This window comes from Streptomyces sp. ICBB 8177, assembly GCF_003144095.1.
Classification (GTDB): Bacteria; Actinomycetota; Actinomycetes; order Streptomycetales; family Streptomycetaceae; genus Streptantibioticus_D.
Genome location: NZ_NSKH01000002.1, coordinates 217,413 through 241,952, shown reverse-complemented (window position 1 = coordinate 241,952; position 24,540 = coordinate 217,413). Strand labels below are relative to the sequence as shown.

Below are 24,540 nucleotides of genomic sequence, written 5' to 3'. Positions count from 1 at the left end.
GCGTTTGACGCCTCGCCTCCCCCACTTCAAGATCAAAATCGATCCGGGCGAAGGCAGGCGGCTCTGCCGGCTCTTCGCACAACCACTGATGGGGAGATTCCAAAACCATGCGCGCCACGAGGACAAATCCCTGATCGCAGCAGGCATCCTGTCCGTGTTCGGGCTGGCCGTCGGCACCACCTCGGCCTCCGCCGCTCCGTCGGACGACGCCTGGGGCGGCGTCTACGTCGGCGGCGGCATATTCGGTTCGAACGAGTGGGGGCAGAAGGTCTCCGGTCACGCCGCGAACTTGCGCGACGCCGCTTCCACCAGCGGCAGGGTGGTGGTCACCATCCCAGCGGGTGGCAAGGTGCTGTGCTGGAAGTCCAACTGCGGCTACGCGCCCGGTGGTTCCTACAAGTGCTGGAGCGGCGGCCCCTCGGGCAACGAGTGGACCGCCGTGAACTACAAGGGGAAGGACCTCTGGGTAGCCACGCGGTGCGTGGGCGTCGGGCAGTACTGAGCATCTGGACCAAGACAGCACCTGTGCCCTCGGCGGGGTCGGCCGACGACAGCACGGCCGACCCCGCCGGGCCATGCAGCGCGCCCGGTCAGCGCGCCTTGAGCCAGACGCGGTCGAGATCGAAAGCGCACTGGTCTCCCTGCGCGCAGGAGATCGCGACGCTGTTCGCGCCCTTTTTGAGATCCACGAACGAATAGGTCTCCGTCCACGCGTGGGCGGGGTCGCTCTGCTTGGTGAAGTTGGCGAGGTTTATCGGCCGCGACTGCGCTTGGCCGTTGACCGTCAGCGTCGCGGTGGCCGACTGCCCAGCGTTGCCGTAGCCGACGTACAGCGAATACGACCCGGCTTCAGGCACGTTGACGTTCCACGTCGCGGTGGCCCCTACCGAACCGAGGGTGACGTAAACACCGTTCGGCCCGCTCGCGCCGGGGTCCTGATGGTTGACCGCCGCGCCGCCCGACAGCGCGAGCGCCGCCGCGAACTGCTGGGGCAGCGTCGCGTTGGGGTCGGTGCTCACGGAGGTGGACGGCGAGGGCTGCGTCTGGCTGGTCGTCGGGGCCGGGGTGCCGCCGCCCGCCTTGTCGCCGCTGTCGTCGTTGCCCGCGACCAGCGCCACGCCGATGCCCGCGGCGACCACCACGACGACCGCGATCGCCGCGATCATCAGACCGCGGCGGCTCGATCCGCCGCCGGAGCCGGCGCCGTGGCTCGCGCGCTGCGGCGGCTCGGCACCGGGCGGCTGCTGCTGGGGCGGACGGCCGTACGGCGGCTGGCCCTGCCGGCCGTAGCCGGGCTGCTGGCCGTAGGGCGCCTGCTGCTGGCCGTACGCGGGCTGCTGGGGCGGGTAGCCGTAGCCGCCCTGCGCGGGCTGCTGCGGCGCCGGGCGGCGCTCGCCGACCCGGGAGACCTGGTGGTAGGAGGTGCGCGGCACCCCGGGGCGGTCCGGTGGCGGCGCGGCCTCGTCACCCTCGCCGCGGTACAGGTACGCGAACGGGTCGTCGTTCCCCGGCTCCGGCGTGCCGTTGTTACCGGCCGTCATCCGCTGCTCACTCCCCTTGCGTCCGGCCTGCGCGGTCCGGACATGACTGGACCCGGGCGAGCCTACCCCGATCGCGTGTCCGAACGCGTCCCGCTCCCGTATCCCGGGCACCGCGCCGGACCCGGGTCAGCCCGCCCTGCGGTGCGCCTTGGAACGGGTGCGCTTCTCCATGTACATCCGCTGGTCGGCGGAGTGCAGGACCTCCTCGACGGTCATCCCGCAGCCCGCCCAGCCGATGCCGAAGCTGGCGCCGACCCGCACCGCGCGGCCGTCCACCCGGATCGGCGGGATGATCGCGTTGCGCAGCCGGACGGCCAGCTCCTGGGCGCCCTCGCGGTCCAGGCCGTCGGCGAGGACCACGAACTCGTCGCCGCCGAGCCGGGCCACCGTGTCGCCGTCGCGCACCACGCTGGACAGCCGCCGGGCGACCTCGATGAGGACCGCGTCACCGGTGTGATGTCCGAAGCGGTCGTTGATGGTCTTGAAGCCGTCCAGGTCGCAGAAGAGCACCGCGAGCCCCTTGGCGCCGTCCGCCCCGCCGCCGTCCTCGTCCGGCTCGACGGCGTGCACGTGGTGGTCGTAGGGCAGCGCGGGCGTGGCGGGGAAGTCGTAGCCGAAGTCGTCCGGTCCGCCCGGCAGGCCGTCGGCGGTCAGCGGGCGTCCGCACAGCCGGGAGCTGAGGCGGGCGCGCAGTTCGGCGCTGTTGGGCAGGCCGGTGAGCGAGTCGTGGCTCGCGCGGTGGGCGAGCGCCAGCTCCCGGCGCTTGCGCTCCTCGATGTCCTCGACGTGGGTGAGCAGGAAGCGCGGCCCGTCGGTGGTGTCGGCGACCACCGAGTTGCGCAGCGACACCCACAGGTAGCTGCCGTCCCTGCGGGCGAGCCGCAGCTCGGCGCGACCGCCCTCGGCGGAGGTGCGCAGCAGCGTGTTGACGTCGTCGGGATGGACCAGGTCGGAGAAGGCGTAGCGGCGCATCACCGACGCCGGTCGGCCCAGCAGCCTGCACAGCGCGTCGTTGGCCCGCAGCAGCTTGCCGTGCTGCTCGCCGCCCATCTCGGCGATCGCCATGCCGCTGGGCGCGTACTCGAAGGCCTGCCGGAACGACTCCTCGCTGGCCCGCAGCGCCTGCTGCTCGCGCTCCAGGCGGACCAGGGCGCGCTGCATGTTGGCGCGCAGCCGGGCGTTGCTGATGGCGATGGCCGCCTGGAACGAGTACGTCTGAAGCGCCTCGCGCGACCACGCGCCGGGGCGGCGGCCGCCGCGCGGCCGGTCGACCGTGATCACGCCGATCAGCTCGCCGCCGCCGGCCGGGGTCGCGTACATCGGGGCCAGCAGCCGGTCGCCGGGGTGCCACTCGTCGGGGAAGCGCGGGGCGGGGCCCTCCGAGCGCCATTGCGGCACCTCGTCGTCGTCCAGCACCCAGCCCTCGTCGTACGGGATGAAGCGCAGCGACCCCCAGTGGTGCCCCATCGCCAGCCAGCGGTCCCAGGCGGAGCGCGGGGCGACCCGCCCGGCCATCAGGGCCTCGGCGCTGGCGTCCCCCGCGACGGCGGCGACGATGAGGTCGCCGTCGGGACGGACCAGGTTGACCGCGGCCAGCTCGAAGCCCAGCCCGGCCACGGCACCGTCCGCCACGGCCTGCAGCGTGTCGGCCAGGCTGCGGGCCGTGTTGAGGTCGGCCACCACCTGGTGCAGCTGGCGCAGGGTGGCGAGGCGGACGTAGGGCTCCGACTCGGTGTCCATGTCACTCCCCCGACGAGCCTTCGCGGATCGACTCCTGAGAATCCCTGATGTCGTATGGTCCGATTGACACCGCCACTGAATCACAGCGAGCAGCCCGCCCGGTACACAGGGTCAACAATTACCCCTGCTTGTGACTGAGGTCACATCATCGAACCTGAAGTCGAATACGCTTCGTGGTTTCATACGGAAAGCTTCTGCGCGGTCGGAATCCGGCCGAGGTGGGAGAGTACGACATACGACTGTGGACCTGGGCAAGTCCTAGGACGCCTGCCGGCCGCACTCGGGCCCCCGGCCCGATGCGCGACGGCCCGGCGCGCGCTTACGTTCGACACGTGTCTTCCGCCGAACGAACCCAGTCCTCCATGAAGCCCGCCGTCCCTCCCGCCGAGCGGCCCGCACCCGGCCTCCCGCATCCTGGAGGGGTGCCGGACGAACCCCTGGCGAGCGAGGGCGAGTTCCGCGCCGCCATGTCACGGCTGACGGCGGGCGTGGTGCTCGTCTCGGCGCACGACCCCGAGGAGGGCGTGGGCGGCGAGGACGTCGGCATGACCGCGACCGCGTTCATGTCCGTCTCGCTGGAGCCGCCGCTGGTGCTGGTCAGCGTCCGCGAGGACTCCCGGATGGACGAGTTGCTGGCCCGGCACCCGTACTGGGCGGCCTCCGTGCTCAGCGAGAGCCAGCGGCACGTCGCCGGGCGCTTCGCGATGCGCGGCCGGATCAGCGACCGGCTGCTCTTCGACGACGTCCCCTACCGTCGCGGTGAGGTCACCGGGGCCCCGCTGATCAGCGGCGCGCTGGCGGTCGTGGAGTGCCGGACGGTGCGGCGGGTCGCCGCCGGAGACCACACGCTCGTCGTCGGCCAGGTGCTGACCGCGTCCACCCCGAGCGCTTCCGGGCGGCCCCTGACGTACTTCCGGGGCCGCTACCACGGGCTGAGCTGAGCCGGCGGCACGTGGAGGCGCGAACCGGGCCGCGGCACGCGCAGACCCGTCCCGTTCACCCGGATGGCGCAACGACGGCGCGGCGCGAGCGCGGGCGGGGAGCGGCGGGCGCGCCGCCGGTCAGTCCCAGTCGCGGTTGCCCCGCGAGCGCTTCGTCTCCGAGCGCTGCTTCTTCACCCGCAGCCGGCGCTCGTTGATCCCGCGCGGTATCCGCGTCGGGCGGCGCGGCGCGGGTGGCGGCGCGGTGGCGGAGGCCAGCAGGGAGGCGAGCCGGGCGGCGGCCGTCTCGCGGTTGCGCCACTGCGAGCGGTGCTCGCTGGCCCGGACCACCAGCACGCCGTCCACCAGCCGCGGCGCGAGCCGCTCCAGCGCGCGGCGGCGCCACGCCTCGGGCAGCGCGGTGGTGCGCGCGAGGTCGAAGCGCAACTCCGCCTGGCTGTCGGAGGTGTTGACGTGCTGGCCGCCGGGGCCCGAGGAGCGCGAGAAGCGCCACATCAGCTCGGACTCCGGCACGGAGACCGAACCGCGGATGAGAAGTGGTCCGGACATATGTCCATGATCCCGCGAATCCGGCCTCCCGTCACCGGGGTTTCCCGGAACCAAGCGCCCCCCGGCCCGCGTTGTGAGGGGTGAGACCAGGCGGTGACCGCCGCCGCACGAGGACCGGAGGGGACTTCCATGCCAGTGAGCCTGTCCAAGGGCGGCAACGTGTCGCTCACCAAGGAAGCGCCGGGGCTGAGCGCCGTCACGGTGGGCCTGGGCTGGGACGTGCGGACCACCACCGGCACCGACTTCGACCTGGACGCCAGCGCGATCGCGGTGAACGGCACCGGCAAGGTGCACTCGGACGCGCATTTCGTCTTCTTCAACAACAAGTCCACCCCGGACGGCACCATCGTGCACACCGGTGACAACACCACCGGCGCGGGCGAGGGCGACGACGAGCAGATCAACGTCAACCTCGCCGGGCTGCCCGCCGACATCGACAAGATCGTCTTCCCGGTCTCCATCTACGACGCCGAGACCCGTAGCCAGAACTTCGGCCAGGTGCGCAACGCGTACATCCGCATCGTCAACCAGGCCGGCGGCGCCGAGATCGCGCGGTACGACCTGAGCGAGGACGCGGCGACGGAGACCGCGATGGTCTTCGGCGAGCTGTACCGCAACGGCGCGGAGTGGAAGTTCCGCGCGGTGGGCCAGGGTTACGCCTCCGGCCTGGTCGGCATCGCCCAGGACTTCGGCGTGAACGTCTGACGCGGCGGAGCCGCCGGCGGTGAGGGGCCCTCGGCCCGGTCCAGCCCCTCACCGGTGCGTCACGTGCGCCGCACCCCGCCCACCGGAAACCGGCTCGCAGGCCGTCTCTCGCGCGACCCCGTGAACGGGGCTGCTCGCGCCCGCCCCCGGCCCTGCGCGCGGCCGTCACGAGGGCATGGCACCAGCAACGACCCCCGGGGGCGCGCGGCGAGCCCGGAGGCCCCCTTCGCTGGCGGCTGCGCGACGGGTACGAGAGTTACGGGCCCCCGACTCCTGCGCGGGCCGCAGCGGTCGTCCTCCGCAGGGCGCCGCGTTCCGCCCGGCCTGTGGCCACCGCGGGTGGCGCGGCGCACCGGCCCGACCCCGGCGAGCGCCGGCCCTGGCCCGAGGGCCGCTCGCGGTGTGCCTACCATTCCCGGGTGATCGAGCTCGGCTACTCCCTCTCCAGTCGCTTCCCCGACCCTCCGCAGACCGACTACCGCACGGCGGACGTGCGGTCCCTGCGGCACGACCTGTTCTGCGGGGACGTCTACCTCGCCGAGGGCGAGCGGGAGTTGTCCACAGCCTGGGGATGGGTGCCGGTGCTGGACTTCGCCTGGGCGCTGTGCGACATCGTCGAGCAGCTCGACCGCGATCCGATGGGCAGCCGTGCCGCCCGGCCGCAGCGCGCCGAGCTGGACTTCACCCAGTCCACCGAACGGCTGCGATTCGTACGGAGATTCGGTTGGGTGGACGTCACCGCCGACTGGGCCGAGGACGAACCGCCCCTCTCCCTCAACCACGGTGATCTGCGGCGGGAAGCCAGGGACTTCCTGCACGACGTACTCGCCGACCTGGTAGACATGCACGACGGCCTGGCGGACAACCCGGCCGTCTGGAACCTCCACCTCCGCTTTCCCCGTGTATAGAAGGGGGAACGGGGGCGAGGACCACACGTCACGACGCGAACACAGGACGTACATGGAGACAGAGACCGGACGCTCCCGCAGGAAGGGCCGCGGTTGTCTGGTGAGCCTGGCTCTGCTGGTGGCGGTCGTCGCGGGCGCCGCCATCGGTGTCGCCTGGTGGCTCACCCGGCCCCCCGCGCTGCCCTCGATCCCGGACGAGTACCTGTCCACGGTGGAGCTGGCCGCCACCACCTGCCCGCAGCTGAACGTGCCGCTGCTGGCGGCGCAGATCGACGCGGAGAGCAAGTGGAACCCCGACGCCGACTCCGGCCAGGCCCAGGGGATAGCGCAGTTCTACCCGTCGACCTGGAAGGAGTGGGGCAAGTCCTATTCCGGTGACGGCGCGCCCGACGTGTGGAACCCCAAGGACGCCATCCCCTCCCAGGCGGCCTACATGTGCGAGCTGTTCAAGGAGGTCAAGGGCGTCCCCGGCGACCCGACGCAGCTGGCGCTCGCCGCGTACAACGCAGGCCCCAGCGCGGTGCTGAACGCTCAGGGCATTCCGCAGATCAGCGAGACGCAGGACTACGTGAGCAAGATCGAGTCGCTGATGCCGAAGTACCAGGTGACATACGACAAGCAGATCGGCATCACGCCGAGCCCGTCGTCCTCGGCCTCGAACTCGACTTCGCCGGGATCGGGAACCGGCACGGGAAGCGGCTGAGAGGCGGACGGCCCGGGGCACGACGAGGGGCCCGCACCGTGACGGTGCGGGCCCCTCGGTTCGAGCGCGGAGCGTGCCGGCTCGAAAAGGCTCTGGAACGTGGTCCGTTCAGCGAGCCGAACGGGTCACAGCGGGCGGATGTTCTCCGCCTGCGGGCCCTTCTGGCCCTGCGTGACGTCGAACTCGACCTTCTGGCCCTCGTGCAGCTCACGGAAGCCCTGAGCCTGGATGTTCGAGTAGTGGGCGAAGACGTCGGCGCCGCCGCCGTCCTGCTCGATGAAGCCGAAGCCCTTTTCCGCGTTGAACCACTTGACGACGCCGGTAGCCATGTCTGTCTCCTTCGGGGCAGTGCCGAAGCCCACACCTCGTGGGCTCCGTGTCGCCGTGATGATTGCCCCGCCCGGGCAAGCCCGGAAAAACAAGAAATGCGCCATGCCGTTTATCAGCAGGCGCACACATCAGTTACATGGGAACCACAACTGCAACGACTTCACCGTAACACACCACCGCGCCCTCCCGGAAGGGAGAACGCGGTGGTGTGCTACACGGGCGCGACCGTCGCGTACGGGCCGCCGCGAACCGTCACGCGAGGCCGCCGCGGAACCGTCACGCACGGCCCGCCGGTCCGCCGTCACGCGACGGGCGTCAGGCCTGACGTCACGTGCCCGGGTCGGCCGTCAGGCCTGACCTCAGGTGCTCGGGCCCTGCATCTGCTCGCTGATCCACTGGATCGTGCCCTCGTCCATGCCCCGGGTGTAGCTGGCGGCGTTGTGCTCGCCCGCGCCGATCACCTGGAGCCTGGTGTGCACCGGGCCCCTGCCGTACTGCGCGATGAACTTCTTCACCTTGGCCATGTCGCTGACCTCGGTCGTGCCGACCTGGAAGCCCAGGTAGACGTCCGGGCCGCCCTTCTTGATCAGCTGCGAGGCGAGGTACTCCGGGTTGTTGGCGCGCATCGCGGCAACGTCGCCGTGCCACAGCGGCGAGTCCGGAACGATGTCGGGACCGGAGGGAATCGCCGTCTTGAACCGGTCCGGGTACTGCAGCACGCTCTTGAGCGAGCAGAATCCGCCGGAGGACGAACCCATGTAGCCCCAGCCGTCCCGCGTCTTCAGCGTCCGGAAATTCTGCCGCACCAGGTTCGGCACGTCCTCGGTGAGCCAGGTGCCCATCTTCTCGGAACCCGGAATGTCACTACAGTCGTGGTACTGCTTGTCCGGATTGAGCACCGGCATGACGACGATGAAGGGCAGCGCCTTGCCCTCCTGCGTCCACTTGTAGAAGTCCTCCTGGAGCTTCAGGTCGGCGCCGAACCAGTAGTTGTTCGGATAGCCGAGCCCGCCCGGCAGGGCGATCATGACGGGGAAACCCTTGTTCGCGTTCTCCTTCTGGAAGTACGCGGGCGGGGCCCACACCCACACCTTGCCGGTGAAGCCGGACTTCGGACCGTGGTACGTGGTGACGGCGATCTTGGTGTTGTCGGCCGCCTCCACGGTGCGCTGCACCTTCCACGTGGCCTGCGGCCCGGTGGCCATCTGGGCGAGCGAGGCGCCACCGGCCGGCGGGGTGTCGGCCGCACCACCGGGTGCGCCGCTCGCCGACGAACTCGGGGCGCCGAACGAGACGGGGTCCCCCTGATCGCTGCACCCAGCGACCAGCCCCAACGACAACAGGGCGACGAACGCCGTAAGCCAGCGCTTCTTCACGGATCGCTCCACCGGATCTTGCTTCCTCACATCAACACGCACACGGGTCCGATTTCCCCTTGTGAGATGCGAAAGGACGGCGCGCGGATGCCCGCCGGGTCCATGAATTACGTCATAGGTTGGTAACAGCGCGCGCGAAGGTCACGCACAGGCAGGGGACAGGGACGCAACGCGACGGAAATGACCGTCCGTCGTCATGCGGCGGGTCCCGCGAGTTCCGCCAGTTCGGGAAGGTCCGCGAGTTCACCGCGGGCCGCGACGCCGAGTTTCGGATACGCCTTGTAGAGGTGGTAGCCGACCGTGCGCGGGCTGAGGAACAGCTGCGCGGCGATGTCCCGGTTCGACAGTCCGCGTGCCGCGAGCCGGACGATCTGCGACTCCTGCGGTGTCAGCCCGGCCGGCCCTGCGGCTCCCGCGCGCGGGACGGACTCGCCGGTGGCGTCCAGCTCGGCCCGGGCCCGCTCGGCCCAGGGCACGGCGCCCAGCCGCTCGAAGACCCCGATGGCCTCGCGCAGCGGCCCCCTGGCCCGCGTCCTGCGTCGGCCCCGGCGCAGCCACTCGCCGTACAGCAGCGCGGTGCGGGCCCGCTCGAAGGGGCGGTCGGGCCCGGCGTCGCCGCCGTACAGCGCCAGCGCCCGTTCGTACGCCGCCCGCACCTCGTCCTCGTCGGCCTCCTCCGCCAGCGCCCGGCAGCGCAGGACCAGCGCCTCGGCCCACGGTTGGCCGGTCAGCTTTGCCCAGCGCCGGAAGTAGGCCAGCGGACCGGCGGCGCGTTCCGGGCAGCCCAGCCGTACCGCCGCCTCCACCAGGTCGGGGATCGCCCGGGTCGCGCAGACGTGGTGCCGCATCGGCCCGTTCGCCAGTGCCTCCAGCCGGTCCAGCGCCTCCCGCGCGCGGCCCGCGCCCAGGTCGAGCAGGCCCAGCGCCCACTGGGCCCAGGGCGTGCCGGGGGCGATCACGCCCGCGGCGTCCGGGCCGGTGACGGCGAGCGCCTCGTCGGCGAGCCGGCGGCAGGCCTCCGGGTCGCCCTCCACGGCGGCGAGGTGGGCGAGGAAGGCGGTCAGCTGGCTGGTCCACTGGCGCTGGCCGGTGTCGCGGGCGATGCGCAGTGCCTCGGTGGCACCGGCCAGCGCGTCGCGGGGGCGGCCGTGGAACAGCTCCGCCTCGGCGAGGAAGAACAGGATGGTCGGCAGCTGGCCGAAGCCGCCGCGGGCGCGGGCGTCGGCGGCGAGGCGGGCGGCCAGCCGGTGCGTCTCGGCGTCCCGCCCGAGGATCAGCGAGGCGCCACAGACCTGCACCACGTCCCACGGCACCATGGCGCCGCCCAGGCGCGCGGCCTCCACCGTCTCGTCCACCCCGGGCAGAGCGCCGGACGGCTCGCCCAGCACCGGGCGGACGGCGGCGACCACGTAGCGGGCGAGCGGACCGATGGCGTCCCGCTCGGGCAGGTCGAGCGCGGCGAGCGCGCCGGTGACCTCGCGCAGCGGCTCCTCGCCGAGGTACCAGGCGGCGTGGAAGGCCTGGAGCAGCATCCGGGCGGCCTGCTGGGGGTCGGCGCCCGCGGTGCGTGCGGCGTCGCGCAGCAGCAGGCGGTAGGCGGCCGGGAAGTCGCCCTGGAGGAAGCGGGCGGTCGCCTGGACGTGGCGCAGGGTGCGCAGCAGGGCGGGCGCGGAGCCGTCCGCGGCCAGACCGGTGCCGGGACCGCCCGGGCCTTCGGTCTGTGTCGTGCCCCCGGCGCCCGCGGCCCGTTCGGGGGCGCCGGGGTCGGGGCCGCCCGCCGTGATCCGGGTCTCCGCGCGGGCGGCGAGGGTGTGGGCGTGCGCGAGGTCGCCGGACTCCAGGGCGGCTTCGGCGGCGAGCGTCCAGCGGCGGGCGGCGGTGGCGGGGTCGGGGGTGAGGCGGGCGGCGCGTTCGATGGCGGCGGCGGCCTCGGCGTGACCGCCGCGTTCGTGGGCCCGTAGGGCGGCCTGCTCCAGCGCCCGCGCGATCCGCTCGTCGGGCCCGGGCGCGGCGATCGCCAGGTGCCAGGCGCGGCGGTCGGCGTTCTCGGTGTCGGCGCCGCCGGGGCCCTGGGACCCCGCCGTGTCGAGGGCGTCGGCCAGCGCGCGGTGGGCGGCGAGACGCTGGGCGAGCGGGGCGCGCTGGTAGACGGCGGCGCGCAGCAGCGGATGGCGGAACGCGACCCGCCCGACCAGCCGCACCAGCCCGGCGTCCTCGGCCGGGCCCAGGTCGTCGATGGCCAGACCCAGGTGACCCGCGGCGCGGCGCAGCACCTCCGGGTCGCCGTTCTCCTCGGCCGCCGCGAGCAGCAGCAGCGTCTGCGTGGCGGCGGGCAGCCTGCTGACCTGGCCGTGGAACGCGATCTGGAGCCGGGTCGTCAACGGCACCGCGCCCGCAGGGCCGAGCGGCCCCACCGCACCGGGCGGTTCGGACGCGGCGGCGGGCGTCCTGGCGGCCCGGCCCCCGTCGGCGCGTGTCTCGGCGGCGAGGGCACGCGGGAGTTCGGTGAGCGCGAGCGGGTTGCCGTGGGCCTCGGCGAGCAGCCGGGCGCGCACGGCGGGGGCCGGCGCGGTGGAACCCGCCGAACGGGCGTCGAGCAACCGCCCCGACGCCTCCTGCGTCAGCCCTTCGAGTCGCAGCTCGGGCAGGCCCTGCGCGGGGAAGGCGCCCTCCCCCTCGCGGGCGGCGAACAGCAGCGCCACCGGCTCGGCCTGAAGGCGGCGCGCCGCGAGCAGCAACGCCTCGGCGGAGGCGTGGTCGAGCCACTGCGCGTCGTCCACCACGCACAACAGCGGTTGCTCCTCGGCCAGTTCGGCGAGCAGCGTCAGGACGGCGAGGCCGGTGAGCAGCCGGTCGGAGGAGCGGGGGGTGTCGCCGGCGGCGGTGATCCCGAACGCGGCTTGCAGGGCGAGGCGTTGCGGCTCGGGCAGGGCGGCGGCCAGCCGCCCGAAGTCGGCGCCCAGCAGCAAGTGCAGTGCGGCGAAGGGCAGTTCGGCCTCGTACTCGACGCCGGTGGCGCGGATCAGCCGCATGCCGTGACCGGTCGCGGCGTCGGCGGCGTGGTCGAGCAGCGCGGTCTTGCCGATGCCGGGCTCGCCGCGCAGCACCAGCACGCCGCTGGCCCCTCGGCGCGCGTCAGCCAGCAGCCCGTCGACGACCGCCTGTTCGTGCTCTCTCCCGTACAGCGTGACCGGCATGTCCGCAGCCTACGGGCATCGCGCGGACCCCGTCGAAGCCATTGTCCGGCGACGGTTGCCCGAGCCCTCCGGCGTGCGACGGGTGCGGTTACCTAAGCGCGCGTCACGATTGCCTAAGCGTGACGGATTCCGCGTCCCGCCGTCCTCCGTACCGTCTTGACCTGCGAGAACAACTCGCGGACAGAGAATCGGAGGACCTTCCCATGAACACTGCGGACAACGCCCGTGCCCTGATCGAGCGCTACATCGACACCTGGAACGAGGCCGACCCGACCGCCCGGCGCGCGATGGTCGAGGCGCTGTGGACCGAGGACGGCAGCTACGTGGACCCGCTCGCGGTGGCCGAGGGCCCGGAGGCGATCGACGCCACGATCGGCGCGGTGCGGGCGCAGTTCCCCGACATGGTCTTCCGGCTCGCCGGACCGGTCGACGCGCACCACCACCTGGCCCGCTTCACCTGGGAGTTGGGCCCGAAGGACGGCGAGGCGCTGGTCGTCGGCTTCGACGTGGCGGTGCTGAACGGCACCGAGGGCGGCCCGGACGCGCTCCGGCTGACCGCGGTCCACGGCTTCCTGGACAAGGTGCCGGCGATGTGAGGCACCGCGGGCGACGCGCCGCCCCACCCGGGGCGGACGCGCCGCCCGCGCCCCGCAAGCCCGCTCGCTCCGCGAGCCCCCGGGGGCCCGCACGGCCCCCGCCCCCGCTCACCCCGCCCACTCCGCCTCCCGTTGTACGAGATCCATGAGCCAAGGAGCCCAGCCGTGCCCACTGCCCTCAGACCGCTCGCCGGAACGCGGCGCCGCGCACCGCGCGCGGAACGCGAGACGCCGGGAAGGCCGTCCGCCCTCTCCCTGTTCGTCCTGCTCGCCGCGACCTTCATGACCGCGCTCGACTTCTTCATCGTCAACGTCGCGTTGCCCGACGTGCAGCGCGACCTGCGCGCGGGGACGGCCGCCGTGCAGTGGGTGGTGGCCGGGTTCGGGCTGGCGCTGGCCGCCGGGCTGATCACCTCAGGCCGGATCGGTGACGTCGCGGGCCGCAGACGGGTCTTCGCGGTCGGCCTGGCGCTGTTCACCGCGGCCTCCGTGGCCTGCGGACTCGCGCCGACCGCCGGGACCCTGATCGCCGCCCGTGTGGCGCAGGGCGTGGCCGCCGCGCTCACCGGCCCGCAGGTGCTGGCCATCCTGGGCACCGCGTGGACCGGCAAGGCGCAGGCCAGGGCGTTCAGCGCGTACGGCCTGACGATGGGCCTCGGCGCCGTCTTCGGCCAGCTCATCGGGGGCCTGCTCATCAGGGCCGACCTGTTCGGCCTCGACTGGCGGGCGTGCTTCCTGATCAACCTCCCCGTGGGCCTGGTCACCCTGCCCCTCGTGGGGCGCACGCTGCCGGAGTCCCGCGCCCCCCGGCGCCCGCGGCTGGACCCGGTGGGCGTCGCGCTGTGCACCGGCGCGCTGGTGGCGCTCGTCCTGCCGCTGATCCAGGGACGGGCGCAGGGCTGGCCCGCGTGGACGTGGGTGTGCCTGGCCGGGTCGGCCGTGCTTTTCGCGGTCTTCGGCGCGTACCAGCACCGGCTCACCCGCCGCGACGGCGACCCGCTGGTCGACACCGCGCTGCTGCGCGACCGCCCGCTGGCGCTGGGGCTGCTGACGCAGCTTCTGTTCTGGTGCGGCCAGGCGTCGTTCTTCCTGGTGCTGGCGCTCTACCTCCAGCAGGGCCGGGGGCTGGACGCGCTGCGCTCGGGGCTGGTCTTCGTCACCATCGGCGCCGGCTACCTGATCACCTCGACGACCTCGCACCTGATCGCCGCCCGGCTGGGCCGCCGTACCCTGCCCGCGGGGATGCTGCTGATGGCGGCCGGGCTGGCGCTGACCGGGCTGGCGGCGCACGACGTCGCGACGAGCGGCAGCGTGTGGTGGCTGGGCCCGGGCATGTTCGTGGACGGCGTCGGCATGGGCATGGTCATCGCGCCGATGACCTCGGCGGTGATGGAAGGCGTGGCACCGCGGCTGGTCGGCACCGCCTCCGGCGTCGTCGCCACCGTCCAGCAGGTCGGCAACGCGCTCGGCGTCGCGCTCATCGGCATCGTCTTCTACGAAGCCCTGGGCACCGGCCGCCCGGACGCCTACCCGCACGCGTTCGGCCTGGCGATCGCCGCGCTGACCGGCCTGGAGACGCTGCTCGCGGTGGCGTACGCGGCGATGGCGACGCGACGGGAGCGCACGCCGGCGGTGGCGCGGACGGCGTGAGAACGGGACGCAGGCGCCGGGGCGAGGTCACTGCGGTCGGCGCCGGGTGAGGCGGGCCGTCGGGCGGCGCCGCGGATGCGGACGGCGCCGGGTGAGGCGGGCCGTCGGGCGGCGCCGCGGATGCGGACGGCGCCGGGGAGGCGGGCCGTCGGGCGGCGCCGGGGAGGCGGCCGGGCGGGCGGCCCGGACGGCCGGGGCGGGCGCGGACGACGAGGGACGCGCGGAAGAGGCTCAACGGTGGCGGCCCGGCCGCCGCCCGCCCCCGCGTGCGCTCACCCAACCGGCGCATTTTCCGGCGGATTTCCCCGGGCGGCGGATTACACAACGCCCGCCCCATGGAACATGGCTGACATATCGTCCGAAAATTCGGCCGAACGACACCCCGGGCGGGAGCGACGCCGGACGGCAGCCGCCGGACGGCACCCCGGCGGGGCACCCGGGCAGGATGGACCGACCAAGGGCAGGTTCGACAGACCATGACCGCCAGCCTCGACCAGTTGCGCCGCTGCTCCGTAGCCGTGGATCTCGGAGCCGCCAGGACCAGGGTCTACCTCAAGAACACCGGCCTCGTCGTGGACGAGCCCAGCGTCGCCGCCGTGGACTGCCACACCGGATCGCTGGTCGCGGTCGGCGAGACCGCCGAGCGGATGATCGGCCGCACCCCCGACCACATCCGCGTGGTCCGCCCGATCGCCAGCGGCATCGTGGTCGACGTCGAGATGGCGCAGCGCATGCTGCGGCACCTGATCGGCGACAAGCTCAGCAAGGCGTGGCGCCGCAAGCCGATCATGCGCGCGGCCGTCTGCGTGCCGCACGGCAGCGAGCCGATGGCCCAGCGCGCGGCCGTAGAGACCCTCACCGGTCTCGGCGCCCGTAGGGTCGAGCTGGTGGACACGCTGATCGCGGCGGCGGTCGGCTGCGGCCTGCCGGTGGAGTACCCGGAGGCCACGATGATCGTGGTGTGCGGAGCGGCCACCACCCAGATCGCGGTGCTGTCGCTGGGCGCGATCGTGGCGGCCGAGACCATCCCGGTCGGCGGCGAGGTCATCGACCGCGCCGTGATCCAGCACCTGCGCAACCAGCACGCCCTGATGCTCCCCAGCCAGGCGGTCCGCCCGCTGCACCGGATGCTGGAGACCACGGCGGCCGGCCAGGGCCCCTCCAGCATCGAGGTGCACGGCATGGACGCGGCCAGCGCGCTGGCGCGATCGGTCCGGGTGGACACCGAGAGCGTCCGGCTGGCGATCCGCACCCCGCTCAACTCCGTGCTCGACGGCATCCGCGCGGTGCTGCGGCGCTGCCCGCCCGACCTGGTCGCCGACCTCGCCGACCGGGGCATCACGCTCGCGGGCGGCAGCGCGCTGCTGCCCGGCCTGGACACCATGCTGCGCACGACCACGGGCATGCCGCTGGTCGTAGCCGACAGCCCCGGCAACTGCGCGGTGCGCGGTCTGGGCGCGATGGTGGAGGGCAAGGCGCGGCCGATGGCCCTGGAGTCGGTGCAGTCGATCGGCTGAGGCGGTCCACGCCGTGCCGGACAGGACACCGGACGACGCCGAGGGCGGGGCGCGGCGGCCGGACCGGGACACGGCCGGGCCGCAGCAGGCCGCGGACTCCGACGGGTCCGCCCTGGGCGGCCCGGCCTTCACGCAGCCCATCCTCGCCAACGTCCTGCTCAAGGAGCGTCTCAAGGAACGCGTCTACGCGACGATCACGATGCTCGCGGTCGTGGTGTCCCTGGCGGTCGGGGGCACGGCGAACCACGAGGACGCGGTGTGGTCGATCCTCGGCACCTCGGTCGGCGTGTGGCTGGCCACCTTCGTCGCCGACCAGCAGGCGCACCGGGCGGTGGCCCACCGCTACGCCCGCAGCGAGGAGTTCCGGCAGATGCTGTACACCAGCAGCCCGCTGCTGCTCAGCGCGGTCGGCCCGCTGGCGTTCACCGGGGTCTCCGCGCTGGGCCTGATGAGCCTGCCGGTCGCGATGTACACCGCCTGCGGGGTGGACCTCGCCGAGTTGTTCGCGTGGAGCACGGTGACCGGCCTGCGGATGGGCGAGGGACGCGTCGCCGCGCTGCTCGCGGGAACGGCGGACGTGATGATCGGCTTCGGCATCGTCATGGTGAAGGTCGTCGGCGGTCACTGACGGCCCGTCCGGCGCGAGTGGCTCCGGGGGATAACCCGAACGTGGTTCTGCGGACCGCCGGATGGCATTCCCACCCCGCCCACGCGGACCCTGGAAGCCGTCCGGCGAATCACACGTACGCCATCACCACGCACGACCGAACGGGGAACCCATGCACTCCGCACACCGACGACCCGTCAACCCGCCCACCGGGCGGGCGAGTTCGGCTACGACCCGGCGGCGCCTTGCAGGCCTGGGAGCCGCGCTCACCGTCACCGCGCTCACGGCCACGGCTCTCACGGCCGCCCCGGCCACCGCCGCCACGCGAACCGCCGTCACCGGGACGTCCGGCGCCACGACCGGGCAGGCCCGTCTCACGTTGCCCCGGCCCACCGGGCCCGACCAGGTCGGCACCGTGGAACTGCGGCTGGTGGACCACTCCCGCAAGGACCCCTGGGTGCCCTCGGTGCCGTACCGGGAGCTGATGGTGAGCGTGCGGTACCCGGCCCGCGACGCCGACCGCTACCCGCGTGCGCCGCAGATGCTTCCGGGCGCGGCGGCCGGGTTCGACGCGCTCGACAACTTCGGCGGGAAGATCCCGAAGGGGAAGGTGGACTGGGCGGGCACGCTGTCGTACGCGCACGAGGGCGCACCGGTGGCGCGCGGGCGCGGACGGCTGCCGGTGGTGCTCTACTCCCCCGGCGTCGGCGACCCGCGCACCCTCGGCACGACGCTCGGCGACGAGCTGGCCAGTCACGGTTACGTCGTCGTCACGATCGACCACACCTACGACGCCTCGGCGGTGGAGTTCCCTCACGGGCGGGTCGAGAAGTCCGTCCTCCCGGCGGCGCTCGCGGCGACCGGGGGCGATCCGGCGAAGGTGATCGCGTTGCTGCGCAGGACGGTGGACGCGCGGGTCGCCGACACCCGGTCCGTGCTGGACGCCGTGGACGCGCTGGCCGCCGGCCACGACCCGGACGCGGACGGACGGCGGCTGCCGCGCGGTCTCGCCGGGGCCCTGGACCCGCACCACGTCGGCATGTTCGGCCAGTCGGCGGGCGGCATGGCGGCGCTGGAGACCATGCACGAGGACCCGCGCCTGGCGGCGGGCGTCGACATGGACGGCGTGCTGGCGTACGAGCAGGACGACCACACGCCGGGCAACCCGTTCCCGGTCGCGCGCTCCGGGCTGCGGAAGCCGTTCATGCTGATGGGCGAGGAGGGCGACGACCACACGACCGTGCCGTCCTGGGGGCTGCTGTGGGAGCACAGCGACGGGTGGCGGCGCGATCTGACGTTGCTGGGCGGGCGGCACGCGTCGTTCACCGACGCGGAGTCGATGGTGCCGCAGATCGCCCGGCAGCTGCGGCTGCCGCGATCCACCGTCACCGCTCTGGTCGGCACGGCCGGTCCGGCGCGGGCGGTGGCCGCGCAGGAGGCGTACCTCACCGCGTTCTTCGACCGCTGGCTGCGCGGTCGCGACAGCACGCTGCTCGACGGGCCGTCCCCCTGCCATCCGCAGATCCGCTTCGCGGGGTCCGCCGGCGGGGACCGGGCGGGCCGGTGAGCCGGGCGACGGCCGAGGAGTCAGGTGGCGGCCGACGAGCGGCCGGTGAGCGGCCGGTGAGCGCTCGGTGGTGACGCCGTAGCGCACAGCGATGCAAACCAGGACAATGAGAGATATTGTCCATTTATGGGAGACAAGCCGGAGGCGGACGCCCCCCTGATGATCCTCATGCGCGACGCGGACGGCCGCGTCGTCTACGAGGTGTGGCACACCACGCCCGCCCCCGGGCAGTCCACCGCCGACCCCCATGTGGAAGCCGCGCTGCGCAGCAAGGCCGAGGCCCGGCGGATCGCCCGCGAGGCCGGCTTCTACCTGGTCGAGGAAGGCGAGATCTGGGACCACCTCCCGGACGAGTGACGCCCGGCGACGCTTCGCGCCGCGCCGGATAGGGTGCGGGCCATGGCTGATGGCGAGATGCTGCCGGACCGGCGCGAGTTGCGGGCCTCGCACGACGACCGGGACCGGGTGGTGGAGCGGCTGCGGGTCGCGGCGGGCGACGGACGGCTGACGGCGCAGGAGCTGGACGAGCGCCTGGAGACCGCGCTGACCGCCCGCACCTACGGTGAGCTGGAGGTCCTGCTGCGCGACCTGCCAGCCGAGTCCGCCGCCGCGACCGTCACGCCCACCGCCCCGGTCAAGGACCTGGTCCGGCTCCAGGCCACCAGCGGGAACCTGGAACGCGGCGGCCCGTGGGCGGTCCCGCGCAGGCTGGAGGTGGAGACCACCAGCGGCAACGTCCTGATCGACCTGACCACCGCCGCCATCTCCCACCCCGAGCTGGACCTGGCGATCTCGGTGCGCAGCGGCAACGTCCGGCTGGTCGTGCCGCCCGACGTGATGGTGGACGTCGACGCCGTGTCCGTCCGCAGCGGCAGCATCCGGCACCGCGTCCACCCCGACCCCGCCCTGCCGCGCCGGCTGACGGTCACCATGAGCGGCAGCGTCCGCAGCGGCAACGTCGTCATCCGCGGCCCGCGCAGGGGCTTGTGGGCCCGGCTCCTGCGCCGCCCGCCGAAGTAGGCGCCGAGGGGGCCGCCGGAAACGCGGTGGCGCGTCCCGTTGCCGCTGCCGCAGGCTGTCGCGGTGACCGCACCGACCCACCGCGTCCGCGCGCTGCACACCGACTCGACCGTCACCGTCTACCAGGCCTACGCGCCGTCCATCGGCCTGCCCGCCGCCCGCGACGGCCGCTTCCCCGCGTCCTGGAGCCGGGAGCGGATGACGTGGATCAAGCCCTCGTTCCTGTGGATGATGTACCGCTGCGGCTGGGGCGCCAAGCAGGACCAGGAGACGGTCCTCGCCGTCGAGATCACCCGCGAGGGCTTCGAGTGGGCGCTGCGGCACGCCTGCCTGTCGCACTACGCGCGCGGCGTCCACAGTGATCTCCCGTCCTGGCGGCGGCAGTTGAAGGAGGCGCCGGCCCGGGTGCAGTGGGATCCGGAACGCGACCTCCACCTGCGCCCGCTGCCGTACCGCTCGCTCCAACTGGGCCTGTCCGGCGAGGCGGCACGCCGTTACGCCGACGAGTGGACGGTCGCCATCACCGACGTCACCCCGCTCGCCCACCACGTCCACGCGCTCGTACGCGAGGGGCGGGAGGACGAGGCCAGGGCAGCGCTCCCACTGGAACGGCCCTACCCGGCCGCGGACGACCTGCTGACGCACCTGGCCTGACGTGGGGCCGCGCTCACACCAGCCGTACGAGCAGCAGCGCCAGCATCACCAGGACGATCACGCCGACCGCCAGGGCCCGCGCCGTCACCATCGCGCCCAGCAGGCCGGCCATCCCCTGCTCGCGCTGCCGCTTGAGTCCGGCGTTCATACTTCGCAGGCTACCGCGCACGAGGCCCGGGTGACGTGGCGGACGGAGCGGGTGCGAGGATCGGACCGGGGCGCGCACAGGACGCGCCCAAGGAACTGTGGTCAAGGGGGAGTTGTCGTGAGCGACGACGGCACGGTGGTCGTGGAACCGGTGGCGCACGTGGTCGGCGGACGGGCGGAGGTCTTCGACGACGCCTGGCAGGACGTGGAGGCGGTGATCCGCCTGGACGCCGCGCGCTTCACGCCGGAGGCGCTGTACGGCCTGGACGCGTTCTCGCACATCGAGGTGGTCTTCCACTTCGACCGCGTACCGCCGGAGAAGATCGAGACCGGCGCCCGCCGCCCCCGGGGCAACCCCGACTGGCCGCTGGTCGGCATCTTCGCCCAGCGCGGCAAGAACCGCCCCAACCGCCTGGGCGTCTCCCGCTGCCGCCTCCACCGGGTGGACGGCCTGGACCTGCACGTCAGCGGCTTGGACGCGGTCGCGGGCACCCCGGTCCTCGACATCAAGCCGTACATGGCGGAGTTCGCGCCGAGCGGCGAGGTGACCCAGCCGGAGTGGTCGAAGCAGCTGATGCGCGGGTATTACTGACGCGGGGGGCAGGCGCTGAGGCCGGGCGGGCGCTGAGGCGGGCGCTGAGGCGGGGGGCAGGCGCTGACGCGGGGGGCAGGCGCTGAGGCCGGGCGGGCGCTGAGGCGGGCGCTGAGGCGGGGCGGGCGGACAGCGGGCCGCGCTCAACCCGCCTTACTGGCCCGCCACTCCAGCGCCCGCGGCTCCTGCGTGAACTCGACCAGGCGCGAACTCCCGGTGCAGATGGACCTCCAGGCCGGCGGTGTCGTCGGCACGAGGAGGCCGAGAACTGCGCGGCGCGCAGGACGGCATCGCCATAGGCTCGGGCCGTCCTGATCACCGGGGAGGTGCACGATGTCGATCACGCCTGAGTTGCTGCACGGGGGATGGTCGCCCTCGGCGCCGGCGGTGTCCCCCGACGGTCGCTGGGTGGCATGGGTGACCGGGCCGGTGGTGTCGCAGGGGGCGCCGTACGCCGCGCTGTGGGTGGCGCCCGCCGACGGTTCGGCCCCCGCCCGGCGCCTGACCGACGGGACCCGCCGGGTGTCGCGGCCGCGCTGGACCCCTGATTCCGGCGCGCTGATCCACCTGGCGGACGGCGGACTCGTCCGGCTCGGGCTCGACGGGGTCCAGGCCGCGCCGACCGCGTGGACGGGCTCGATCGGCGAAGTGATTCCGCTGGACGGTGACCTGCTCGTGCTGGTCGGCGAGCCGGACCGCCAGGAGCCGCGGGACGGCATCACGGTCTGGACCGGCGACGAAACCCCGGCCGGCGCACGGTTGATGCTGCTCACCCCAGGCGACACTGCACCCCGGCAGCTCACCGCGCTGGGCGATCGGCACGTCACCGCGGCCGCCGCACGGCCGGACTGCGGAGCGCTCGCCGTCGTCAGCTGGGACGAACCCGCCGACGAACCGGGCGCGTTCACCGCCCGGCTGCACGTCGTCGACCCGCGTCACGACACCGCCCGCGACATGGGTCCGCTGCCGCTCAACGCGTCCAGTCCCGTGTGGTGGCACGACGGGACCGCCTGGCACATCGCGCTGCTCGGCGTCGTCCCGCCGGGGCCGGTAGGCGGTCTGACCGTGCTGGACGCCACGGTGCCGCCGCAGGGCGTGGCGCCCGGCCCTCTGCGCGATCTGACACCGTCCGGCACCACGTGTCCGGTCGAACTCGTCCAGTCCTCCGGCGGGCCGCTGGCCCTGTTCGCCGACGGGCTCGACACCTCGGTGCGCCGGTTCCGCCCCGCGGCGGGAGACTTCGAGGAGATCGCCCGCGTACGGGGGCTGGCCTCCTCACTGGCCACCGACCGGGACGGCGAGGTGACGGCACTGCGGATCAGCGGACCCCACACCCCGAACGACGTGTTCGCCCTCGGTTCCGGCGGCGGCGGGCCGCGCCAACTCAGCGACACCAGGCCTCACTTCCGCGACGTCGACTGGGGACCGCAGGAACGCCTGACGTGGACGGCACCGGACGGACTGCCACTCGACGGCCTGCTGGTGCTGCCCCCCGGCCGGTGCCGGGCGGACGGACCGCTGCCCCTGGTGACCCTCGTGCACGGCGGCCCGTACGCGCGGTACGCGGACGCGTTGCAGTTCAACTCCTACGTGTCCGCACAGCACTTGGCGGCCGGGGGCTACGCCGTTCTGCTGCCCAACCCGCGCGGCAGTCTGGGCCGGGGCCCGGCCTTCGCGGCCCAGGTCGTCGGCGACCTCGGGGGCGCCGAACTCGACGACGTCCTGGCCGGCATCGACCAGTTGACCGCCGACGGCGTCGCCGACCCCGCCCGGCTGGCGATCGCCGGCTGGAGCCACGCCGGCTACCTCGCCGCCTGGGCCGCCGCCCGTACCGACCGCTTCCGCGCCGCGATCGTCGGCGCGGGTATCGCCGACTGGGGCATGCAGACCGCGTTCGGCGAACTCGGCCGCGAGGAGGCCGGATACAGCGGCTCCCACGGCTGGGAAGGTCCCGGGCCGCACTCGCACGACGCGGTCAGCCCGATCAGCTACGCCGCGGCCATAACCGCTCCGGTGCTCATTCTGCACGGCGAGCAGGACACGAACGTCCCCGTGGCTCAGGCGGTCTACCTGCACCGGGCGCTGCGCCACTTCGGGGTGCCCCACGAATTCGTCCGCTACGCCGGGCAGGGTCACGTCTTCTCCGACCCGACACACCAGGCGGACGTCATGAACCGCATACGGGCGTTCCTGGACCGACATCTGTGATCCGGTCGGCCCTGGCGGGCCGTCGCGGTCGTCGCTTCGCGGGCCTGGCGGACCCGGGCGCCCGAGTGGGGATCGGGCGCCCGGTTGGCTGGGGCTGGGGCGCCCGGGTACTCGACGTCAGCCCAGCGGGCTCTCCTGCCGGGTGTTCTGCTCGACGGGGGCCGTCTCCTGCCGGGTCAGGCGGGGGCTGGGCGGGGAGGCGGGAACCCTGCCGGTGTTGCGCACCCAGCGCGCGGTGACCCAGGCGAGCTGGCCTCCGACGCGGTCGCGCAGCCGGTACCAGATCTTGTTGCCGTCGACCGGTTCGCCGACGACCTCGCGACGGGACGGGACTGGTGCCGCGACGGGACGCCGGAGCAACGACGCGACGGGGCCCGGGAACGTAGCCAGTTCCCGGGCCCCAGTTTGCCGCCCAGTTGCGCACACCGGCACGATCACGGCGCGGTTCGAGTACGACGACGGATCGAGCATCCACCACGACAACGGCGCCTTCAGCCAGACCTCGGGCCAGACCAAGACGTTCGAGTGGAAGAACCAGTACCCGGCGTCATGCGCGCCCATCGTGGGAACCCTGTCGGTTTCCGGCCAGGGGACGTTCCAGACCCCTCCGGTAGACGACTGCTGAGGTACTGACACCGCAAGAGAGGCACCGGAAGGCCTGCACCCGCGTCACACGAGGTGCAGGCCTTCCCCTCTTCCCGCCGAAGGACGTTGCATGCTCCGCGCGATCTTGGGCGCCAACCCGGACCTGATGCCCACCTTCTTCGTTCTTGCCGTGCTGTTCGGCGTCGCCGCGTGGCGTCTGTCCCGAGGCCGCACACCAACGTGGACCACAGTCCTGTTCGGGGTCTCCTTAGCCGCGGAGCTGACCGCGACGCTGTACCCGACCGGCAAGCACGCTGCTGCTTCCTACGTTTGCTTCTACAGCTACGACTTCGCCGCCGCGTTCGGCGATCAGCAAGGCCTGATGAACGTGGCCATGTACGTGCCACTGGGGCTCTTCGGTGTCTTGGCCCTCCGCAAGCCCTTGGCCCTATTGGCCGGATGCCTCCTGCTGTCCGCGACAACGGAGACCCTGCAAGCCCTGATTCCTCACATTGGGCGCGCCTGCGACTCCCAGGACTTCGTCACGAATTCTGCTGGGGCGATAGCAGGGGTGGGCGCCGCCTGCCTCTGGATCTCGACACGACAGCGCTTTCTCATACCGACCCGTCGTGAGGCTGTCTGGGCGGTGGCCCCCTTGGCGGCCGGCGCAGTCGCGCTCGCTATGGTGCAGCGAGGGGTGATTCAACCGCAGTGGGAAGACACCCCCCTGACGGACTCGCACTCTTCAACCCAGGAAGCACTGGCGAACCGCGATGCGGAAGCCCTCTTCGGCGTCCACACGAAGGTCGTCAGAGTGCAGGACCAAGCGGCCCTCGCTCAAGTCCCGGAACTCCTCCTTGTCACCACCGATACCGGGTCCTTCAGCGTCGAATGGCCGTCCGGCCAGCTCAACCAGGGCACCCTAGGATTCCAGCCACTGCCCTCGACCGGCGGATCAGACAGGGAAGCTCGGGCAACCGCCGACGCTTTCGCTCGACGCTGGTTCCCGCGCGACGCCGCAGGGGCGACGTCGAAGGTCTTCAGGATCGATCCCACCAAGGCCCGGAGGATCGTGGAGTACCGGCGCTACCGTGCCTCTGACGGCCTACTGGAGCCGATGCGACTCGACATCGAGGTCGATCCGGGCGGGCACATAGTTCAGTTCACGTCGCGGAACGTGCCCGACCCAGCCGTTCCCGCAGTCAAGATCGCAAGGGCTCAGGCACTCGCCATAGCTGCCAAACAGAATCCTGGCCCTGTTCAGGCCGCCTTCCTTCTCGCCCAACAAGAGGACGGTCGTTGGCGGCCCTGCTGGGCAGTGACCGTGGGAGCAGCGGGTTCGCCAGGCACACCTGTCGTCATCGACGCAGTCACTGGACAGGTTGTTCCACCCTCGACGTGATCGTG

General features: G+C 73.0%; 24 protein-coding genes. 16 read left to right on the top strand and 8 right to left on the bottom strand.

Features of this window, described 5'->3' with window-relative positions; translation table 11 throughout:
- Window positions 1–154 precede the first annotated feature (154 nt).
- Window positions 155–502: a hypothetical protein gene (locus tag CK485_RS01470; RefSeq protein ID WP_109445970.1), complete on the top strand. Its 348-nt coding sequence runs from the start codon at window positions 155–157 to the stop codon at window positions 500–502.
- An 88-nt stretch (window positions 503–590) separates the two neighbouring features.
- On the opposite strand, the gene CK485_RS01465 is transcribed toward CK485_RS01470, so the two are convergent.
- Together CK485_RS01465 and cdgB are read right to left on the bottom strand one after the other, a co-directional pair.
- Window positions 591–1,541, bottom strand: coding sequence for a CBM35 domain-containing protein (locus CK485_RS01465; RefSeq protein WP_109445968.1), 951 nt, complete (start codon window positions 1,539–1,541; stop codon window positions 591–593).
- Between the two features lie 126 nt (window positions 1,542–1,667).
- On the bottom strand, window positions 1,668–3,281 hold the full coding sequence (cdgB, locus tag CK485_RS01460; RefSeq protein ID WP_109445966.1) for a diguanylate cyclase CdgB: 1,614 nt from the start codon (window positions 3,279–3,281) through the stop codon (window positions 1,668–1,670).
- A 467-nt stretch (window positions 3,282–3,748) separates the two neighbouring features.
- Between cdgB and CK485_RS01455 the strand changes: the two genes are divergently transcribed.
- Window positions 3,749–4,222: a flavin reductase family protein gene (locus tag CK485_RS01455; RefSeq protein WP_241968090.1), complete on the top strand. Its 474-nt coding sequence runs from the start codon at window positions 3,749–3,751 to the stop codon at window positions 4,220–4,222.
- Between the two features lie 120 nt (window positions 4,223–4,342).
- Here CK485_RS01455 and arfB read toward each other — a convergent pair whose 3' ends face one another.
- Entirely contained in the window at window positions 4,343–4,771 is a 429-nt protein-coding gene (arfB, locus tag CK485_RS01450; RefSeq protein ID WP_109445962.1) for an alternative ribosome rescue aminoacyl-tRNA hydrolase ArfB, read from the bottom strand.
- A 129-nt stretch (window positions 4,772–4,900) separates the two neighbouring features.
- Between arfB and CK485_RS01445 the strand changes: the two genes are divergently transcribed.
- From CK485_RS01445 to CK485_RS01435, 3 genes are all read left to right on the top strand, one after another.
- Window positions 4,901–5,476 carry a TerD family protein gene (locus CK485_RS01445; RefSeq protein ID WP_109445960.1) on the top strand — a complete coding sequence of 192 codons (576 nt, stop codon included), beginning with the start codon at window positions 4,901–4,903 and terminating at the stop codon, window positions 5,474–5,476.
- A 419-nt stretch (window positions 5,477–5,895) separates the two neighbouring features.
- Entirely contained in the window at window positions 5,896–6,384 is a 489-nt protein-coding gene (locus tag CK485_RS01440) for a hypothetical protein (RefSeq protein ID WP_109446533.1), read from the top strand.
- Window positions 6,385–6,436: 52 nt separating this feature from the next.
- Entirely contained in the window at window positions 6,437–7,087 is a 651-nt protein-coding gene (locus CK485_RS01435; protein ID WP_109445958.1) for a lytic transglycosylase domain-containing protein, read from the top strand.
- 125 nt (window positions 7,088–7,212) lie between these two features.
- On the opposite strand, the gene CK485_RS01430 is transcribed toward CK485_RS01435, so the two are convergent.
- The 3 genes from CK485_RS01430 to CK485_RS29990 form a co-directional block, all read right to left on the bottom strand.
- Window positions 7,213–7,416, bottom strand: coding sequence for a cold-shock protein (locus CK485_RS01430; protein WP_109445956.1), 204 nt, complete (start codon window positions 7,414–7,416; stop codon window positions 7,213–7,215).
- A 360-nt stretch (window positions 7,417–7,776) separates the two neighbouring features.
- Complete coding sequence (locus CK485_RS01425; protein WP_109445954.1) at window positions 7,777–8,805, bottom strand: alpha/beta hydrolase-fold protein; 1,029 nt, start codon at window positions 8,803–8,805, stop codon at window positions 7,777–7,779.
- Window positions 8,806–8,987: 182 nt separating this feature from the next.
- Window positions 8,988–11,990: a LuxR family transcriptional regulator gene (locus CK485_RS29990; RefSeq protein ID WP_109445952.1), complete on the bottom strand. Its 3,003-nt coding sequence runs from the start codon at window positions 11,988–11,990 to the stop codon at window positions 8,988–8,990.
- Window positions 11,991–12,193: 203 nt separating this feature from the next.
- Here CK485_RS29990 and CK485_RS01415 point away from each other — a divergent pair, with 203 nt between their 5' ends.
- The 8 genes from CK485_RS01415 to CK485_RS01380 all read left to right on the top strand — a co-directional run bounded on the left by CK485_RS01415 (window position 12,194) and on the right by CK485_RS01380 (window position 19,601).
- The gene (locus CK485_RS01415) at window positions 12,194–12,586 is read left to right on the top strand and encodes a nuclear transport factor 2 family protein (protein ID WP_109445950.1); all 393 of its coding nucleotides are present in this window, start codon (window positions 12,194–12,196) and stop codon (window positions 12,584–12,586) included.
- 165 nt (window positions 12,587–12,751) lie between these two features.
- Entirely contained in the window at window positions 12,752–14,236 is a 1,485-nt protein-coding gene (locus CK485_RS01410; protein ID WP_241968054.1) for an MFS transporter, read from the top strand.
- 476 nt (window positions 14,237–14,712) lie between these two features.
- A complete protein-coding gene (locus CK485_RS01405) occupies window positions 14,713–15,753 on the top strand; it encodes a rod shape-determining protein (RefSeq protein WP_109445948.1) in 1,041 nt (346 codons plus the stop codon).
- A 13-nt stretch (window positions 15,754–15,766) separates the two neighbouring features.
- On the top strand, window positions 15,767–16,381 hold the full coding sequence (locus tag CK485_RS01400; protein ID WP_241968053.1) for a hypothetical protein: 615 nt from the start codon (window positions 15,767–15,769) through the stop codon (window positions 16,379–16,381).
- Between the two features lie 151 nt (window positions 16,382–16,532).
- Window positions 16,533–17,927 carry a hydrolase gene (locus CK485_RS01395; RefSeq protein WP_109445946.1) on the top strand — a complete coding sequence of 465 codons (1,395 nt, stop codon included), beginning with the start codon at window positions 16,533–16,535 and terminating at the stop codon, window positions 17,925–17,927.
- A gap of 126 nt (window positions 17,928–18,053) precedes the next feature.
- A complete protein-coding gene (locus tag CK485_RS01390) occupies window positions 18,054–18,284 on the top strand; it encodes a hypothetical protein (RefSeq protein WP_109445944.1) in 231 nt (76 codons plus the stop codon).
- A 42-nt stretch (window positions 18,285–18,326) separates the two neighbouring features.
- Window positions 18,327–18,947, top strand: a complete 621-nt coding sequence (locus CK485_RS01385) for a DUF1707 domain-containing protein (RefSeq protein WP_109445942.1) — start codon at window positions 18,327–18,329, stop codon at window positions 18,945–18,947.
- A gap of 63 nt (window positions 18,948–19,010) precedes the next feature.
- Entirely contained in the window at window positions 19,011–19,601 is a 591-nt protein-coding gene (locus CK485_RS01380; protein WP_109446527.1) for a DUF4291 domain-containing protein, read from the top strand.
- Between the two features lie 13 nt (window positions 19,602–19,614).
- Here the strand turns inward: CK485_RS01380 and CK485_RS29985 are convergent, their stop codons facing one another.
- Window positions 19,615–19,749, bottom strand: coding sequence for a hypothetical protein (locus CK485_RS29985; RefSeq protein WP_275124544.1), 135 nt, complete (start codon window positions 19,747–19,749; stop codon window positions 19,615–19,617).
- Between the two features lie 117 nt (window positions 19,750–19,866).
- Here CK485_RS29985 and CK485_RS01375 point away from each other — a divergent pair, with 117 nt between their 5' ends.
- A complete protein-coding gene (locus tag CK485_RS01375; protein ID WP_241968052.1) occupies window positions 19,867–20,340 on the top strand; it encodes an SAM-dependent methyltransferase in 474 nt (157 codons plus the stop codon).
- Between the two features lie 333 nt (window positions 20,341–20,673).
- The gene (locus CK485_RS01370; RefSeq protein ID WP_109445940.1) at window positions 20,674–22,548 is read left to right on the top strand and encodes a prolyl oligopeptidase family serine peptidase; all 1,875 of its coding nucleotides are present in this window, start codon (window positions 20,674–20,676) and stop codon (window positions 22,546–22,548) included.
- 117 nt (window positions 22,549–22,665) lie between these two features.
- Here CK485_RS01370 and CK485_RS01365 read toward each other — a convergent pair whose 3' ends face one another.
- A complete protein-coding gene (locus CK485_RS01365) occupies window positions 22,666–23,109 on the bottom strand; it encodes a hypothetical protein (protein WP_109445938.1) in 444 nt (147 codons plus the stop codon).
- A 154-nt stretch (window positions 23,110–23,263) separates the two neighbouring features.
- Between CK485_RS01365 and CK485_RS01360 the strand changes: the two genes are divergently transcribed.
- On the top strand, window positions 23,264–24,535 hold the full coding sequence (locus CK485_RS01360) for a VanZ family protein (protein ID WP_109445936.1): 1,272 nt from the start codon (window positions 23,264–23,266) through the stop codon (window positions 24,533–24,535).
- Window positions 24,536–24,540: the final 5 nt, after the last annotated feature.